This window comes from Herpetosiphon geysericola, assembly GCF_001306135.1.
Classification (GTDB): domain Bacteria; phylum Chloroflexota; class Chloroflexia; order Chloroflexales; family Herpetosiphonaceae; genus Herpetosiphon; species Herpetosiphon geysericola.
The window spans coordinates 99094-115132 of sequence record NZ_LGKP01000008.1 but is presented as its reverse complement, the minus strand read 5'-3'; the positions used below and the strand labels follow the sequence as shown (position 1 = coordinate 115132).

Annotated in this window: 11 protein-coding genes; 5 read left to right on the top strand and 6 right to left on the bottom strand. The window is 51.0% G+C overall.

Features of this window, described 5'->3' with window-relative positions; genetic code table 11:
• Positions 1-159: 159 nt before the first annotated feature.
• The 3 genes from SE18_RS04075 to SE18_RS04065 are packed head-to-tail and all read left to right on the top strand — an operon-like array spanning position 160 to position 4904.
• Complete coding sequence (locus tag SE18_RS04075; protein ID WP_054533144.1) at positions 160-861, top strand: ABC transporter ATP-binding protein; 702 nt, start codon at positions 160-162, stop codon at positions 859-861.
• Positions 858-3407: an FtsX-like permease family protein gene (locus SE18_RS04070; RefSeq protein ID WP_054533143.1), complete on the top strand. Its 2550-nt coding sequence runs from the start codon at positions 858-860 to the stop codon at positions 3405-3407. Before SE18_RS04075 ends, SE18_RS04070 begins: the two co-directional genes overlap by 4 nt.
• Before the next feature lie 33 nt (positions 3408-3440).
• On the top strand, positions 3441-4904 hold the full coding sequence (locus SE18_RS04065) for a potassium/proton antiporter (RefSeq protein WP_054533142.1): 1464 nt from the start codon (positions 3441-3443) through the stop codon (positions 4902-4904).
• A 46-nt stretch (positions 4905-4950) separates the two neighbouring features.
• On the opposite strand, the gene SE18_RS04060 is transcribed toward SE18_RS04065, so the two are convergent.
• The 4 genes from SE18_RS04060 to SE18_RS04045 all read right to left on the bottom strand — a co-directional run bounded on the left by SE18_RS04060 (position 4951) and on the right by SE18_RS04045 (position 8950).
• Positions 4951-5457: a YbjN domain-containing protein gene (locus SE18_RS04060; RefSeq protein ID WP_054533141.1), complete on the bottom strand. Its 507-nt coding sequence runs from the start codon at positions 5455-5457 to the stop codon at positions 4951-4953.
• 489 nt (positions 5458-5946) lie between these two features.
• Entirely contained in the window at positions 5947-7026 is a 1080-nt protein-coding gene (gene dusB, locus SE18_RS04055) for a tRNA dihydrouridine synthase DusB (RefSeq protein ID WP_054533140.1), read from the bottom strand.
• A gap of 91 nt (positions 7027-7117) precedes the next feature.
• Positions 7118-7696 (bottom strand): sugar O-acetyltransferase, encoded by a 579-nt coding sequence (locus tag SE18_RS04050; protein ID WP_054533139.1) that lies wholly within the window; start codon positions 7694-7696, stop codon positions 7118-7120.
• An 81-nt stretch (positions 7697-7777) separates the two neighbouring features.
• Complete coding sequence (locus SE18_RS04045; RefSeq protein WP_054533138.1) at positions 7778-8950, bottom strand: FAD-dependent monooxygenase; 1173 nt, start codon at positions 8948-8950, stop codon at positions 7778-7780.
• Between the two features lie 185 nt (positions 8951-9135).
• Between SE18_RS04045 and SE18_RS04040 the strand changes: the two genes are divergently transcribed.
• A complete protein-coding gene (locus tag SE18_RS04040) occupies positions 9136-10479 on the top strand; it encodes a DUF3344 domain-containing protein (RefSeq protein WP_054533137.1) in 1344 nt (447 codons plus the stop codon).
• A gap of 67 nt (positions 10480-10546) precedes the next feature.
• Here the strand turns inward: SE18_RS04040 and SE18_RS04035 are convergent, their stop codons facing one another.
• The gene (locus SE18_RS04035; protein ID WP_054533136.1) at positions 10547-14362 is read right to left on the bottom strand and encodes an adenylate/guanylate cyclase domain-containing protein; all 3816 of its coding nucleotides are present in this window, start codon (positions 14360-14362) and stop codon (positions 10547-10549) included.
• Between the two features lie 96 nt (positions 14363-14458).
• A complete protein-coding gene (locus tag SE18_RS04030; protein WP_054533135.1) occupies positions 14459-15112 on the bottom strand; it encodes an SOS response-associated peptidase in 654 nt (217 codons plus the stop codon).
• Positions 15113-15307: 195 nt separating this feature from the next.
• Here SE18_RS04030 and SE18_RS04025 point away from each other — a divergent pair, with 195 nt between their 5' ends.
• The gene (locus tag SE18_RS04025) at positions 15308-16033 is read left to right on the top strand and encodes a glycosyltransferase family 2 protein (protein WP_054533134.1); all 726 of its coding nucleotides are present in this window, start codon (positions 15308-15310) and stop codon (positions 16031-16033) included.
• The last annotated feature ends 6 nt before the right edge of the window (positions 16034-16039 follow it).

Below are 16039 nucleotides of genomic sequence, written 5' to 3'. Positions count from 1 at the left end.
CCTCTGTTCGCTGGTGGTTCTCGGCGATTATACCACGCCGATCAAGATCATTGTGAAAATTTGGGCAATGAAGCTAAATCAGTGTTACAGTTTAAGCGCAATAACCCAAACTCCCTGCGCACTAGCATAGCACATGAGGTGCCGATTAAGTAGGAACATATGCCAAAAATATTAATTAATCTTGACCATGTTACAAAATCGTTTCAAGAGGCTGGCCAAGAGCGACTGGTGCTGCGCGATATCAACGCCCAAATTCAGCAGGGCGAAGTAATTGCCTTGCTGGGGCGTTCTGGTTCGGGCAAATCAACCTTATTGAATATTTTAAGCGGCATTGATGCCCCAAGTTCTGGCAACATTACGATCAATGAGATCGAGTTAGGCAAGCTTAACGAGCATCAACGCACGCTCTTTCGGCGCCAACACATTGGCTTTGTGTTTCAATTTTTCAATTTGATTCCAACCCTCAGCGTCGAGGAAAATGTGCTGTTGCCGCTTGAATTGGCCGGACGACTAACCGAAGCTCAACGTGAACGAGCCTATGAATTGCTGCGCCGCGTGCATCTGTTTGATCGTCGCCATGTCTACCCCGATAAGCTTTCTGGCGGCGAACAACAACGGATTGCGATTGCCCGCGCCTTGACCCACGATCCGCTCTTAATTCTCGCCGATGAGCCAACCGGCAACTTAGATGCCACGACGGGCGAAGAAGTGCTAAATTTGCTTGATGAAATGAGCCGCCAAGCTGGCAAAACCCTGTTGATGGTCACTCACTCGCTAGAAGTTGCCCGCCGCGCCGATCGGGTGTTGAGCATGATCGATGGCCAGTTGGTTGAGCATTCGGTGGCCGAGGTTGCGCCATGAAATTGCTCTATCGTAGTAGCTTGCGCTATTTACTGCGCCACCCAGCCCAAGTGTTGTTGGCAATTTTAGGCGTTGCCTTGGGCGTTGCGGTCGTTATCGCGATCGATTTGGCCAATGGCAGTGCCCAACGCGCCTTTATGCTTTCGACCGAGAGCGTGACTGGCAAAACCACCGATCAAATTCTGGCAGGGCAAAATGGCTTGCCCAGCGATCTCTACGCTAAATTGCGCACCGACCTGCGGCTCAAAGCCGTCGCACCAGTGGTTGATCGCACAATTAGCCTGCCCAACCAGCCTGGGCGTTCATTTCGCTTATTTGGGATAGACCCCTTTGCTGAGATGCCGTTTCGCCCCTATTTAGCAACTTTATTCAACAACCAAACTGATCTGCAAGCGCTCTTGACCGAGCCAAATACTGGTCTAATTTCAACCCAAACTGCCCAAACCTTGGCCTTGACCGTTGGCCAAACCCTCGAAACGCGAATCGATGGCCAACGCCGTAGCATTAAGATTCTTGGCTTGATTACTGGCAACGATCAATTGAGCCAAGAAGCATTGGCCGACTTGATTCTGGTTGATATTTCAACCGCTCAAGAATTGGTTGGCCAGCCCGATCGCATAACGCGGATCGATTTGATTTTGCCTGAGGAACAGCGCGCAGCAATTTTGGAACAGATCAAGCCCTTATTGCCTGCTGATGCGACCCTCAGCACACCAGCCGCGCGCAGCGAAACTCTGCAACAGATGACGCGGGCTTTTGAACTCAATTTACAAGCGCTGAGTTTATTGGCGTTAATTGTTGGCGTTTTCCTGATTTACAACACCATGACCTTTTCGGTGGTGCAACGGCGCGGCTTATTTGGCATTTTGCGCTCATTGGGCGTAACACGGCGCGAGTTATTCAGCCAAATTCTGCTTGAGGCCGCCGCTATTGGCCTCATCGGTGCGGTGCTCGGCGTGTTGTTGGGGATTGTGCTTGGGCGAGGATTAGTACGCTTAGTCACCCAAACGATCAACGATCTCTATTTCAGCGTCAATGTGCAAAATATTAGCATCGATCCAATGCAATTGCTCAAAGGTTTTGGGCTAGGCTTGGGCGCGACGTTAATTGCGGCCAGTATTCCAGCGCTCGAAGCCATGTTCTCGCCGCCGCGCACCGTGCTGCGCCGCTCATCAATCGAGGAGCGCATTAAGCAAATCGTGCCGCGTTTGACCTTGGCGGGCTTGGGATTGGCAGGCTTGGGAGTTGGCTTGCTGCAATTGCCATCGCGCAGCTTATTCCTTAGTTTTACGGCCATGTTTGGCATCATCATTGGCTGTGCCTTATTCACGCCGTTTGTGACCTTGCAGATGATGAAATTGCTGCAAATTCCCCTCAACCGCATGTTTGGCCTGCTTGGCAAGATGGCCGCCCGCGATGTGGTGGCCGCACTCAGCCGCACTGGGGTGGCGATTGCCGCCTTGATGGTTGCAGTTTCAGTGACCGTCGGCGCTGGCACGATGATCGGCTCATTTCGCACGACGGTTGTGCGCTGGCTTGATCAATCGTTGCAAGCAGATGTGTTTGTTTCTGCGCCCAGCCTGAGTGCCAATCGCGCCGATACGCCGATTGATTTGGGCTTGGTTGCGCAAATCAGCCAATTGCCCAACATTGCCTCGCTGACGACGTTGCTTAATTTGCGGGTCGAGAGCGAGCTTGGGCCAGTGCAATTAACTGTTGCCAATTATCAAGACCCTGAGTTGAGCAAACGGGCCTTGAGCTTTATCACTGATGCGGAGCGGGCCTGGCAAGGCTTCGCCGAACAAGGCCAAGTCTGGGTTTCCGAGCCATTTAGTTATCGTTATGGGCGTGGGCTTGGCGATAGCATTACCTTGCAAACCCAACGTGGCCCGCAGCAATTTACCATCGCTGGCGTTTATTACGATTACGCCTCGGATCAAGGCTATATCTCGATGAATCGGCGGGATTTTGCCAAATACTGGGATGTTGATACCGTGCATTCGATTACGATTTGGCTAGCTGAGAATGCAGACAGTGCCACCACGATTAGCCAAATTCAGGCCTTGGCGGCGCCAATTCAAGATTTGAAAGTGCAATCGAACCAAGTTTTGCGCCAAAGCACCCTCGAAATTTTTGACCGAACCTTTGCAATTACCGCAGTTTTGCAGCTCTTAGCCACAATTGTTGCCTTCATCGGCATTTTAAGTGCCTTAATGGCCTTACAATTAGAACGAAGCCGCGAACTTGGAGTTTTACGCGCCAATGGGATGACCCCGCGCCAATTGTGGTTGAGCGTGCTCAGCCAAACTGGTTTGATGGGGCTGACTGCTGGACTCTTAGCGTTACCAGTTGGGTTAATTTTGGCAGTCGTCTTGGTGTATGTGATCAACAAACGATCATTTGGCTGGACAATGCAACTCATTCTTGATCCACAGCTGCTACTGCAAGCCTTGATTGTTGCCGTCGTGGCAGCGCTCTTGGCTGGTTTGTATCCAGCCTGGAAGATGGGCCGCACCTCGCCAGCCTTAGCCCTGCGGGAAGAATAGTCGTCGAGCATCCTTATGCTCAAAAGGAGGCCAATGAGCACAGAAAGCATTTTTGTCATTGCAGGAAGTTTAGTGCTAATAAGCATCATAGTCAGCACCGTTTCTGATCGCTGGGGAATTCCAGCGTTGGTGCTGTTTATGGGAATTGGAATGCTCGCTGGCTCTGATGGCCTTGGCGATATTTATTTCGATAATGTAAAAATTGCCCAAGTTGTCGGGATTGTGGCGCTGATTTATATTTTGTTTTCAGGGGGGCTTGAAACCCACTGGAACAGAATTAAGCCAATTATCGGGCCTGGCTTATTGCTGGCCAATCTTGGGGTGATGATTAGCGCTAGTATGGTGGCGGCGGTTGCAGTCTGGCTGTTCGATTTGCCACCATTGGTTGGGTTGCTGCTTGGGGCAATCATCTCATCGACCGATGCAGCCGCCGTGTTCAATGTGCTGCGAACACGCGGTGTGCGCCTGCCCGAGCCAGTCGAATCGCTGATCGAGCTTGAATCGGGCAGCAATGACCCAATTGCTGTGTTTTTGACAATCGGCTTGACCAGTTTTCTGACCACTAGCGACCATTCGGTTGGCGCATTGGCAGTTGAATTTGTAATGGAAATGGTCTTGGGTGTGATTATCGGCGGGCTAGGCGGCTTTCTGATCACATGGTTGATCAATCGGCTACCCCTGCAAGATGGCCTCTACCCAGTCTTGACCTTGACCATGACAATTATGGTTTATGGGGCGGCAGTTTTGGTGCATGGCAACGGCTTTTTGGCCGTCTATGTAGCAGGCTTGGTGGTTGGCAATCGGCCAATTATCCACCGCCGTAGCTTAATTCGCTTCCACGAAGGGATTGCATGGCTGATGCAAATTGCCATGTTCTTGACCTTGGGACTGCTGGTGTTTCCATCGCAACTGCCACCGTTAATTGGCAGCGGCATGTTATTGGTGCTGTTCTTGATGTTTGTGGCCCGCCCGCTCAGCGTGATTATTGCCTTAGGCTTTACGCGTTTCAACATCCGCGAACGCCTGATGATTGCCTGGGCTGGCTTACGCGGCGCAGTGCCGATTGTTTTGGCAACCTTTCCGCTGATTGCGGGAATTCCCGAAGCAAACAAATTGTTCCACATTATCTTCTTTGTGGTGCTGGCCTCGGTTACGGTGCAAGGCATGAGCATTGGTTGGGTGGCTGATAAACTGAAACTGCACTCTCATGAGATTCAAATTAACAGCAAGCCCTTGGATTTTATTCCTGAGATCAGCCCTGAAAGTACGGTATACGAGGTGGTTGTGCCTGATGATGCACGCTTAGCTGGGCGCAACATTATGGAATTGCAATTGCCGCGCGGCGCTTTAGTGGTGTTGATACGGCGAGGGCGTGAAACGATTGTGCCCAGTGGTAATACGCGGGTGCAAGCCAACGACACAATTCTGATGTTGGCCGACCAACAAGCTTTGGAAGTGATTAACCAACGCTTGAATATTGCCAAACAAGCAGGCTAAACCAACGACCCCTTGCTCAAATCGCTTGGGCAAGGGGTTTGGTTGATTATTGTTCGATGACCGTAATGGCTTCAGCAGGCGTTTTCTCGCCATACATCACCATCATCAGGCCTGGGAAATAGCGATTCATCAGATGGACTGATGGATAAATCGTGTTGCGAATCCAAATAAAGGTTAATGTTTCATCTTCAAAATCAAGGCTGCTCTTGAAGCGCACTTCGCCGTCGTTAAAATCAAGCTCGAAGTTGCCAATATGCAAGCCATAATTGGCACGGGTTAAATATTCGGCGACCAATTGGCGTTTATCTTCAGGCACTTTCATCGGCGCATAGGCATAAATCAATAATTGCTCTTGTTCAAGTTTAATTTGGGCCAAGCAGCGAATATCGACATTTGCGCCTTGGTAGTGCATGCGATAGGCAGGCCGATCATCGACGCGCTGCGGATACCAGCCATCTTCTTCAAGAAAAAGCCCTAAAGTGCTGAAACCTCGCCAGCCAGCGGCCTGTTCATGTTCAGGATCAAGTTCAGGAGCGTATTCTGGTTCTTCCATGAGCCACCTCGCATTGAGCATAACACACAGCAGCGCTGTGCTACACCGGTTTCGTTGCTATTATACCTGAGCAGGTTGTGCATGTCATTGGTCTTTCTGCTGCTAGTATCGCATGTGGCTGTGTCAATGCTTGTCGCAGGTATCAGATCATAGACCATAAGGGGTCAGAAACTACAAAAGCAGCGAAGAACGATCCACGAAGAACACGAAGGACACGAAGGCTCCGTTTTTTAGCCACAGATTTGTAGGATTGTGTTCCCAAATGTCAATAGCCAAGCCCCTGAGCCCTGATCCTTCTTCATCCTTCATCCCTCATCCTTTCGTGCTCTGCGCCGCTGCGTTAAATATTCGATCCACGAAGAACACGAAGGGCACGAAGGCTCCGTTTTTTAGCCACAGATTGGCACAGATTCGTAGGATTATGTTCTATGGTCTATGTTCTTCATGTTGCGCTCCTGACCCCTAACAACTAGCCCCTGACCCCTCGACCTAATTATTTGCGCCGTTTTCGCAGCCTTCTTTGATCACGGCGATTTCGTCGGGTACTTCGACAGCCTCGACCGCGCCGCTGATAAATGGCTCAAAGAAACCATGAATAATCGTTTTGGCAGCCTCAATTTCGTTGGCGCGCTGCACATCGCGGCGCAATTGGTTGCTGGCGTACAGGCCAATGCTAAATTGACCAATCAATTGCTTGAGTTTGCCCAGCGCTTGGCGCTCGACCATGGTTTCTGCACACATATCAACATAGCGCACCAGCAAATCACGCTTATCGCTCGGCGTTGGCACAAACATCGCTTGGCCAGTACGCAATTGGGCAATTTGGCGAAAAATCCATGGATTAGCCATGGCAGCCCGCCCAATCATCACCGCCGCAACGCCGGTTTGCTCCAAACGAGCCAAGGCTTCTGCTGGCGTGCGCACATCGCCCGAACCAATCACGGGAATCGAAACCGCCTGCACAACTTCAGCAACCCGTGACCAATCAGCATCGCCGCTATAGCCTTGCACTTTAGTCCGCGGGTGCAGGGTAATTGCTGCACAACCAGCATCTTCGGCAATTTTGGCAGTATCAATATAATTCAAGGTTTGCTCATCCCAACCAGCGCGAAATTTGAGCGTAAAGGGAATCTTGATTGCTGCATAGACTGCTTTGAGCATTTGTTGCATTTTGGGCAAATCTTTGAGCAAGGCCGAGCCATGACCACCGCCAGTAACTTTGGGCGAAGGGCAACCGCAGTTTATGTCAATTACATCAGGGCCAAGCTCTTCGACAAAGCGCGCCGCAGTGGCCACCAAATCTGGGTCATTGCCCGAAAGCTGAATCGAGATTGGGCGTTCTTCTGGCAGATAATCGAGCAAGCGATGGCGTTTCATAGCCTTGGGCGAAACGCTGGCAGCGTTGGTCATTTCGGAAACAACCAAGCCACAGCCACCCAATGACAAGACCAACCGCCGAAAAACCGAATCGGTCACGCCAGCCATCGGGGCCAGCACCATGTTTGGAAAAATGCGCATTGAGCCAAGTTGAAATGATTCGGGCAATGCTTGGGTCAGAGTATCAGGCATAAGCTGCATCCATGTAATTTCGTTAATATGACAACAACGCCAGCATCAACCTGACGCTGGCATTGAAAAAGCCGTTTTTTGTATTATACGCCTATTCGCTAAGACTAGGATCAGTCAATTCGCGAATGACCCGACATGGATTGCCCGCCGCAAAGACATTCGCCGGAATATCTTTGGTTACCACGCTGCCAGCGCCAATTGTGGTGTTATCGCCAATTGTCACGTCTGGGCAGATAATCGAGCCGCCGCCAATCCAAGCATTCTTGCCAATCGTCACCGGAAAGCCCAATTCTGGGCCTTTAATCCGTTCGCTGGCAAGCAACGGGTGGCTGGCTGCATAAATTTGCACCGCCGGCCCACACATCGTATTATCGCCAATCGTGATGTAGTTGCAATCGAGAATCACGCAGTTGGCATTAAAATAAACATTATTGCCCAAGCGAATATGTGCCCCGTAATCGCAAAAAAATGGCGGCTCGATCCAAACATGCTCGCCAATTTCGCCAAACCATTCCTTCAGCAAGGCTCGCGATTGCTCTGGCTGGCCCGGCTCGATGGCATGAAACTGACGACTTAAGCGCCGACTGCGCAACGAAAGCGCTTGTAGTTCGGGATCAAAGGCTGAATATAATTCGCCTGCCAACATTTTCTCACGTTCAGTTTTGCTCATTGATGCTCATCCTTTATAGCGACATTGTTTAAATTTGAGCATACTGAAACGTTTTTGAAAATGGTTCAGCCTTAAGAATGATTAAACCATTGCCAAAACGCTATCAAAGCCAATTCGTTTGCCAATTGAGCGTGCCAAACGTGGGCTAAATGCGGCGCGCATCATCAAGCGCGTGAGTTGCACACCCAAGCGGGTACGTGGCACAAAGGTTAACCCAACTCGGCGAGCGCCTGCCTGTTTGCGATCAACAAACGGGCGCATGCGTTGCTCATAGGCCTGAAAAGCCGCTTGATGATCGGCGGTTTTGGCCAATTCCTCAGCGAGCACATAGGCTCCGCCCATAGCTGTGGCTGCACCTTGCCCCGAAATTAATGTCAAACAATGGGCAGCATCGGCAACCAACGCCACCCGCCCGTGCGACCAGCGCGGCATACGAATTTGGCTGATCACATCACAATAAAAAGCACTTTCATGGTTAATCGAATCGATCAATTGGGGCACGAGCCAGCCAGCTTTGCGATATTCAGTTTGAAGCATGGCTTTGCGTTGATCGGGCGCTGGCAATTGGGTTTGCTGGCTCCGATAGGCCAACATCATCAAAAAACCGCCACGCCGATCGGGGTAAATGGTTGCTTGGCGTTGTGGCTCAATCAGCATTGTGGCATTCGCGCCATAATCGGCCAACTTTGGAATTTTGAAGGTAGCAAAGGTATAGCCCAAAGGCTGGGCAAACTGGCTTTCGGGGCCAAACACCAGCTGGCGCGTTTGTGAATGAATCCCATCTGCACCAATCACCAAATCAAATTGCTCAACCCGACCACCGTTGAAGCGCACTTCAACATACTCAACATACTGCTCTAAGCGCACAATTGTGGTGGCATAATGCACTGGCAGATCGCTCGGCAAGGCATCGGCCAAAACCGTCTCTAATTCAGGGCGCATCAGGTGCAACATTGGGTGGGGCAAGGCTTCGCGCAAAGGAGCCAAGGGTTGTTTGACAATCGTTTGGCCTTGGCTATTTTTGAGCACCATTGATTCAACCTGAATTTGGCGGCCTTCGAGTTCGGTCAAAATGCCCATTCGTTGCGCCACATCCCAGCCGCTACCACTAAAATCGATGCCATAGCCTTCGTCGCGGCGTTGGGCTGCTTGCTCGATAATCGTGGGTTGTTCGCCATGATGCTTCAGCCAATAACCCAGTGTCAAGCCCGCAATCCCCCCGCCAACAATCAAAATTCGGCGTGTGTGCTGCATCATTCTATCCTTATCAATAATTGACTGACCAGTCGGTATATTATTGAGTATAAAGCGCTTTTAGAGGCTGTCAAGAGTGAAAATGACAGGAGCACGAAGATTCGACTATGGCAATTAATCACCAATTCGTTGATAATCTAGCATTAGCTATCCAGTCAGATATTGGGCAGATAGGAGTTTCGTTGATGCAAGCAACTCAATATTCATCAAATCGATTCATTCGGCTGATTGGCGGCTTGTTACTCCTTAGTATGGTTGGGCTAACGAGCAGTTTACTCAAATCTTCGGCGGCAATGGAAGGAGTGCCAGCAGTTGAGCCACGGTTTAATCTGACCCAACGAGGCGGGGTTATCACGATTGGCAATACACTAGGCCATGATTGTGCGGCGGGCGTTCCCGCCACAGTAGTGGGCGCGGTTGGGGCATGTGGTACAAACACGAGCGATTCTGGCATTGACGTTTTTTGGCGAGCCGATGCGCCTACCACAAGCCAAGCCGAAGCTAATACCGCAATCACGAATGCACAGGCTCGGAGTAGTGCAATGCTCAATATTCCAGTCGGGGCTAGTGTAACCCATGCCTACCTCTATTGGGCTGCCCATTGGGATAGCGTCCCATCCACAGGCGATCCTGATGCTACACTCGAATTTAATCGGGGCAATGGTCAAACAGTTACAGCCATAAACTCAGTTGTAAGCGTAAACTCGTTTTATCAATCAGTTGCCGATGTCACCAGCTACGTTCAAAATCATGGCGCTGGAGCCTATCGCATTAGTGGTGTCCAAAGCAACGTGCTTGGTAATGCCAATGATACCCTCGACTTTGCCGCTTGGTGGTTAGTAGTAGTCTATGCTGATCCAAGCCAACCCAATCGGACAATCATTCTCCACGATGGCCTAGATCGGGTTGCAATTGGTCTGCCAATTACCAACACATTGAGTGGATTCAATATTCCCAGCAGCAGCACAACCAACCTTACGATTGTGGGCTACGAGGGCGATAACTCAAGCGCAGGTGACCAATTGCTGTTTAATGGTAATAGCGTCAGCAATGCGCAAAACCCTGCCGATAATATTATGAATAGCACTCGCTCATATTTAGGTAATCGAGTTTCAAACGTAGGTGATTTGCCACAACTAACTGGAGCAGCCAATAGTATGGGCGGGTTTGACCTTGATACCTTTGATGTATCAGCCTTGACTAGCCCAGGCCAAACCACTGCTAACATTACCGCAAGCTCTAATGGAGATGTCTATTTTGTTGGGGGATTGATTTTAGCGATCACTTCGTTGGTTGCCGATACGCCAACCCCCAGCATTACGCCCAGTAATACCCCAACCAATACCCTAACCAGCACGCCAACGAGTACAGCGACCAACACAGCAACCGCAACAAACACGCCAACCAATACTGCCACTGCAACCAGCACACCTACCAACACGCCGACCGCGACCAGTAGCCCAACCAATACTCCAACCCCAAGCCTATGGCGAGCCTTCTTGCCAATCGCAATTCGCTCAGCTGAATAAGCATCTTGAAGCTAAAAGCCAACAGCCGAGGCAAAATCTCGGCTGTTGTGGTTAACATCTGCTTGCGCTAGATCAACCATTGGGCTACCCGTTGTTGCAGCGCATCCATGCCCAATTGACCATAGATGGTGTAGGCTTGCTGCCAAGCCGCTTGGGCTTTGGTTGGTTGTTCTTGACGTTGCCAATCTTCGGCCAAAGCCACTTGAATTGCGGCAACTTCTGCTTGCGAACCACTGGTTTCGGCCATATGCAAGGCTTGTTCAAAGCAGGCTTGGGCGGTGGTTGGCAGGCTTGGTGGCAAGAGGATTGGCTCATTCAATTGGCTTAATGCGCTGCCTAAAACCCGCAAGGCGGCACATAATTCGAGGCTTTGTTGGCGCTCACGGGCAGCATGATGGGCTTGAAGAATATGTCGAATCGCCTCATCAGGATAGCCCAAACCAAGCGCAGCCTCGGCCCGAAAACGATAGGTTTCAGCGATGCCATACCAGGTGGTGCTCCGCGCTAAATCAAAGGCCTCGTTTAGCGTTGCAATCGCGGTTTCATAGGTGCCAAGCCCAACCAATGCCCCGCCCAAATTGCTCAAATACATAATCAAATGCTCAGGATTGCGCAACTCGCGGCCAATCACCAAGGCCTGTTGATATAACTCGACTGCGTGTTGGAAATCGCCACGATGGCGCGCGGCTTCGCCCATAACATTCAACATCCGGCCTTCGGCTTCGCGCTGGCCGAGTTGGCGATGCAAGGCCAAGCCTTCCTCAAATAGCGCTTCGGCGTTGCTAAATTGGCCCTGCAACACATTCATATAGCCATGAGTTTTGAGCGCCAAGGCTAAACTATGTTGATCGTCAGCATCACGAGCAATCATGACCGCCGATCTGCTGGTTTGCCAAGCAGCATGAAGTTGGCCTTGAAAGCTGGCAATCCAGCTCATGCGCTGCAAAATATTGCAATGGGCACGCTGATTATTGGCTTGTTTGGCATATTGCAAGGCCGTTTGAATGCTTTGCATGGCAGCAACATGCAGGCCTTGGCTGCTTTGGACATCGGCAATTTCATACCAAACTCGGGCCAAGTCTGCCAATTGATTTTGGGGCTGAGCGTGGCTTAGCAAGCGCTGGTAGATCGCTTCGGCCTCATTCCAACGCCCAATTTGCTTGTAAATTTCGCCCATTGCAAAGAAAATATCCAAGCTTTCTTGGGGTTCGAGCAAGGGCAGGCAGCGCTCATAGTAGCTCAAAGCAACGTCGGTAGCATAACGGGCCGCCGCAGCATCGCCAGCCTTGCGAAAATAGTTGCGCTGTTTATCGAGGTTGTTGCTCATGCCATAGTGGTGCGCCAACAGATCGGCTGCGCCTTCGACTCCATAGGTTTCAACCAAATAATCGCCAACCTGCTCGTGCAGCTCAGCGCGTGTTGCTAACGGCAGGCTTTGATAGGCAACTTCTTGAGTTACCACATGTTTAAAGAGGTATTCAAGCTCTGGTTCTGCTCGATCAAGCGGCGTAAGATCCATGCGGCTAAGCGTGTTGAGTTGCTGTTTAACTTGCTCGGCGCTGCCAAGTTGGGGGTATGCGCCCCACAGCCAATTGGCCTTGAACAAACGCCCAATCACGCTCGCCACTTTCAGGGTATGCTTGGTCGTCTCCTCAAGCTGATCCATGCGGCTGATAATCAGGCGATGCAAGCTGTCGGGCAAATCGAGCTGAGCCATAGCTTTGGGATCGCTCACATTGGGCTGACGTTCAACTACCAAATTGATCAATTCTTCAATATAAAATGGATTGCCTTGGGCGCGCTCGGTCAATTTGCCAACCAATTGCTCGGAAGGCACGTGGTGATTGCCCAAAAGTTGTTTGATTTTCAGCCGCACCAATTCGGCAGTTTCATCGAACGTAAATTCTTGCAGCTCAATTTCTGTCCAATGTTCAAGCTGGCGTAGCTCGTGCCACATGGTTTGATCGTGCTCGGCTGATGGGCGATAGGCCAGCACAATCAGCACTGGCACATCGCGAATCGCCTGGGTAATCCGCGTCAATAAATCATTCGAGAGCGAATCAATCCAATGGCAATCTTCGAGCACAAGCAAAAGCGGCGTTTCGTTGGCTCGATAGCGCAAACAATCCACCAGCAACGATTCAAGTAACATTTTGCGCGACTTAATATCGAGCAATTTGGTTAATGATTGATCGGGAATTGGCAGGCGTAAGGCACTAGCCAGCAGTGGCATCCAATCTAACAAATCTTGATCAATTAATGCTAATTGCGCCCGCAACTGCAACATTTGCAAATCAAGCGGCCACTCAGGATCGACATTAAAAAACGAGCGCCACAAATTATGCCAAAGCAAATAGCTAATTGTCGTGCCATACGAGAGGCATTCGCCGCTATAGACCGCCACCCGTTGGGCGCGAGCAATCCGCCGAATTTCGGCCACGAGCCGCGATTTGCCCATGCCAGCTTCGCCAGTGATGCCCAAAACCTGACCATGGCCTTGTTTGATGTTGCTCAGCAATTCGCCAACAAACTGCAATTCTTGGCTGCGCCCAACCATAGGCAAGGCATACATTGGCTCTTGGCCGCGAATTGCCGTTTGGCGCAAATCGGTTAATTCGTGGAGTTCGACCAATTCGCTGCGGCCTTTAACTCGCACTGCTGGCAATGGCGCAGTTAGAAACGTGGAGCTAAGCGTGGCTTGAGTGGCTTCAGTAAGCAAAATTTGGCCTTGGCCAGCTTGCTGCATCAAACGAGCCGCCAAATTCACCGTATCGCCAATGACTGTGTATTCTCGACGGCGCTCCGAGCCAATCAGGCCGCAAAACACAAAGCCCGTGTTAATCCCAATCCGAGCCTCAAATTCAGGCAATGCGCGTAGCTCTAGCGCGCAATGAGCCGCCCGATCGCTATCGTTTTCGTGGGCAACTGGCGCGCCAAACAAAACCAAAAAGCTGCTGCCTTTATCGCCAACTTCAACTTTATTCAAATAGCCAGCGTAGCGCTCGACAATCCGCAGTACCTCGCGAAAATAGTGGTTGAGGCGCTCGGCAGCAAACGGATCGCGATCATAATCGGGCGCATCGAAATTAACAAACAACAAGCTAACCGAGCGTCGTTCGTTGATAAAGGTTGTGCGACCTTCACGCACTTGTTGGGCAATTGAGGGGTGGAGGTAGGCATCAAATTGAGCAGGCGGATGCGGCGTGAGCGACTCAGGCCAACGAATTGGCTGAGCGCGCACCGTCTGGTCTAGCCCAAGCACCCGACTAAAGCGCTGATTGATTGGCTCGATTGTGAACAAACTGCAATCTAACGAGTCGCAATCGACCACCACATCGCCAGAGCGGGCCTGATTTTCGGCCTCGGCGGAGCGCAATAGGGCCGAGCCACCAACCACCGAAACGCAGCGCTTGCTGGGATCGCCGACCGTGGTATAGAGCACATGGCCAGCGCCAATCCCAATTTTGAGGGTTAAACGCCAGCTAGTTGCTTGAATCTCAATTGCGCCCAACTGCTGCATCAAACGTTGCATTTCGAGCGCACAACGCACGACGCGGGCGGCTACGCGCTGCGCACGTTGTGGCTGATTGATCGGAAACAAAGCGGTAATTGCATCGCCGCCAAAATTGCTAATCATTCCACCAAAGCGCTCAATCACATCGATGAGTGGCGCAAAACAACGATTTAACCAACGGGTCAGAGTTTCAGTACCATGCTGATCATGGAGGCCAAGCGCTTCGCTCAGCGGCGTAAAGCCTGCAATATCAGCAAAAAGCACGACTGCTTGCCCATGTTTAGTGGTTTTGGTGGCAGCGGAGGCACGTTGGTCGAGCAATCGGGGGACAATATACGGCGGCAAATAAGCAAACCAGCGTGCTTGCATACAGCAACTCCTACGCCCAGTTAAATCATCGCGCTTATTACGCTCGCTGCTAGTATAGCCCGTACTATAGTCCTATGCAAATCCCCTGACCATGATTCAGACCCGGGCAATCAGGCTAGGGTCGTCGTTGCTAGGCGAGTTGAGCCGAGTTGAAACGGGATAGACGCTCATTTTTTCGCCAGCGAATGGCGTGAGCAGTGGCAGCAAATCAGCAACATCGATCTCGGGGTTCAGCCAATCGCGCTCAGTTTCGGGCGCCAGAATAACTGGCATGCGATTGTGAACTGCGGCAGCCATCGCATTGGCCGAGGTTGTAATGACGCTAAACGTTGCCAAAGGCGTTTCGCCGCCGCGCCATTCTTCCCACAAACCGGCCATGGCAAATGGTTGGCCGTCGTCGAGCACAAAGCGCATTGGTTGTTTGCCCTTGGCGGTTGCCTGCCATTCATAATAGCCATCGGCAAGCACCAAACAACGCCGTTTGCGCAACGGCTCGCGAAAGCTAGGCTTTTCTAATAAGGTTTCTGCACGAGCATTAATCATTTTATTGCCAATGCTGGGATCTTTGGCCCAATGCGGCACTAACCCCCAACGCAACCATTGCACGCTTTGGGGATCGCTATTGAGAATGACTGGCAAACTCTGGCTTGGCGCTGCATTGTAGTGCGCTTGCCAATCGCCCGCCACTTGCACCCCAAAACGCATCGCAACCTGTTGACCATCAGCAGTGATCGAATAGCGTCCACACATTGGTTTTACTCCTTGGTAATCACCCAAAAGCTACTATCGGTTACCCAAACTTAACTATACCGTTAAAAATCCTAAAAGTAAACACACATGTTCGCTTTTAAAGCAATAAAAGGCTTTATGCTACAATAGTCGCTTGCAAGCCCATGCGTGGAGGGCTGCACTTAACCCTATCTGCGAACAATGGGAGTTCTCAACGTGAAAAGCATCACGGTGGCCTTACCCGCCTATAACGAAGCTGAAAACATTCCAGCCATGGTTGAGGAAGTGGTCAATACCCTCGAAAGCCTTGGCCGTACATATGAAGTGATTGTGGTTAACGATGGCAGCCGCGATAATACTGCGGCAGTTGTGCGTGAATTAGAAGCCCGCTATCCTCATGTCCGCTTGGTCGATCATACGGTTAACCAAGGCTATGGGGCAGCAGTTTGGACGGGCCTCACCAGCGCCAAAACCGATTTGGTCTTTTTTACCGATGCTGATCGTCAATTTGACCTTGGCGAGTTGCCTAAATTGTTGGCCAAAATTGATCAAGCAGATTTGGTGGTTGGCTATCGCTCGCCCCGACGCGACCCACTGATGCGGCGCTTAAATGGCTGGGGTTGGAGCCGTTTGGTCACGTTGTTGTTTGGCTATACTGCGCGCGATATTGATTGTGCCTTTAAATTGATGCAACGCCATGTGGTCGATACACTCAAAGATCAAGTGCAATCACGCGGCGCAACATTTAGCGCCGAGTTTCTGGTGCGCGCCAAACGAGCAGGCTTTCGTTTTGAAGAGGTAGCAATTAACGGTCATCGCCCACGGGTGGCTGGCAACCCAACGGGCGCCAAACTCTCGGTTATTTTGCGCGCTTTCCGCGAATTGATTGCGGTACGCGGCCAATTAGCCCAACAAGAACAAACCAAAACCAAGCACATTTAATTAAGT

Excerpts from the sequence above, each read along its gene's own strand:
- SE18_RS04040 (WP_054533137.1), top strand. The coding sequence starts at position 9,136 with ATGCAAGCAACTCAATATTCATCAAATCGATTCATTCGGCTGATTGGC.
- SE18_RS04030 (WP_054533135.1), bottom strand. The coding sequence starts at position 15,112 with ATGTGTGGACGCTATTCGATCACTGCTGATGGTCAACAGGTTGCGATG.
- SE18_RS04045 (WP_054533138.1), bottom strand. The coding sequence starts at position 8,950 with ATGCAGCACACACGCCGAATTTTGATTGTTGGCGGGGGGATTGCGGGC.
- SE18_RS04035 (WP_054533136.1), bottom strand. The coding sequence starts at position 14,362 with ATGCAAGCACGCTGGTTTGCTTATTTGCCGCCGTATATTGTCCCCCGA.
- SE18_RS04060 (WP_054533141.1), bottom strand. The coding sequence starts at position 5,457 with ATGGAAGAACCAGAATACGCTCCTGAACTTGATCCTGAACATGAACAG.
- SE18_RS04075 (WP_054533144.1), top strand. The coding sequence starts at position 160 with ATGCCAAAAATATTAATTAATCTTGACCATGTTACAAAATCGTTTCAA.
- dusB (WP_054533140.1), bottom strand. The coding sequence starts at position 7,026 with ATGCCTGATACTCTGACCCAAGCATTGCCCGAATCATTTCAACTTGGC.
- SE18_RS04070 (WP_054533143.1), top strand. The coding sequence starts at position 858 with ATGAAATTGCTCTATCGTAGTAGCTTGCGCTATTTACTGCGCCACCCA.
- SE18_RS04050 (WP_054533139.1), bottom strand. The coding sequence starts at position 7,696 with ATGAGCAAAACTGAACGTGAGAAAATGTTGGCAGGCGAATTATATTCA.
- SE18_RS04065 (WP_054533142.1), top strand. The coding sequence starts at position 3,441 with ATGAGCACAGAAAGCATTTTTGTCATTGCAGGAAGTTTAGTGCTAATA.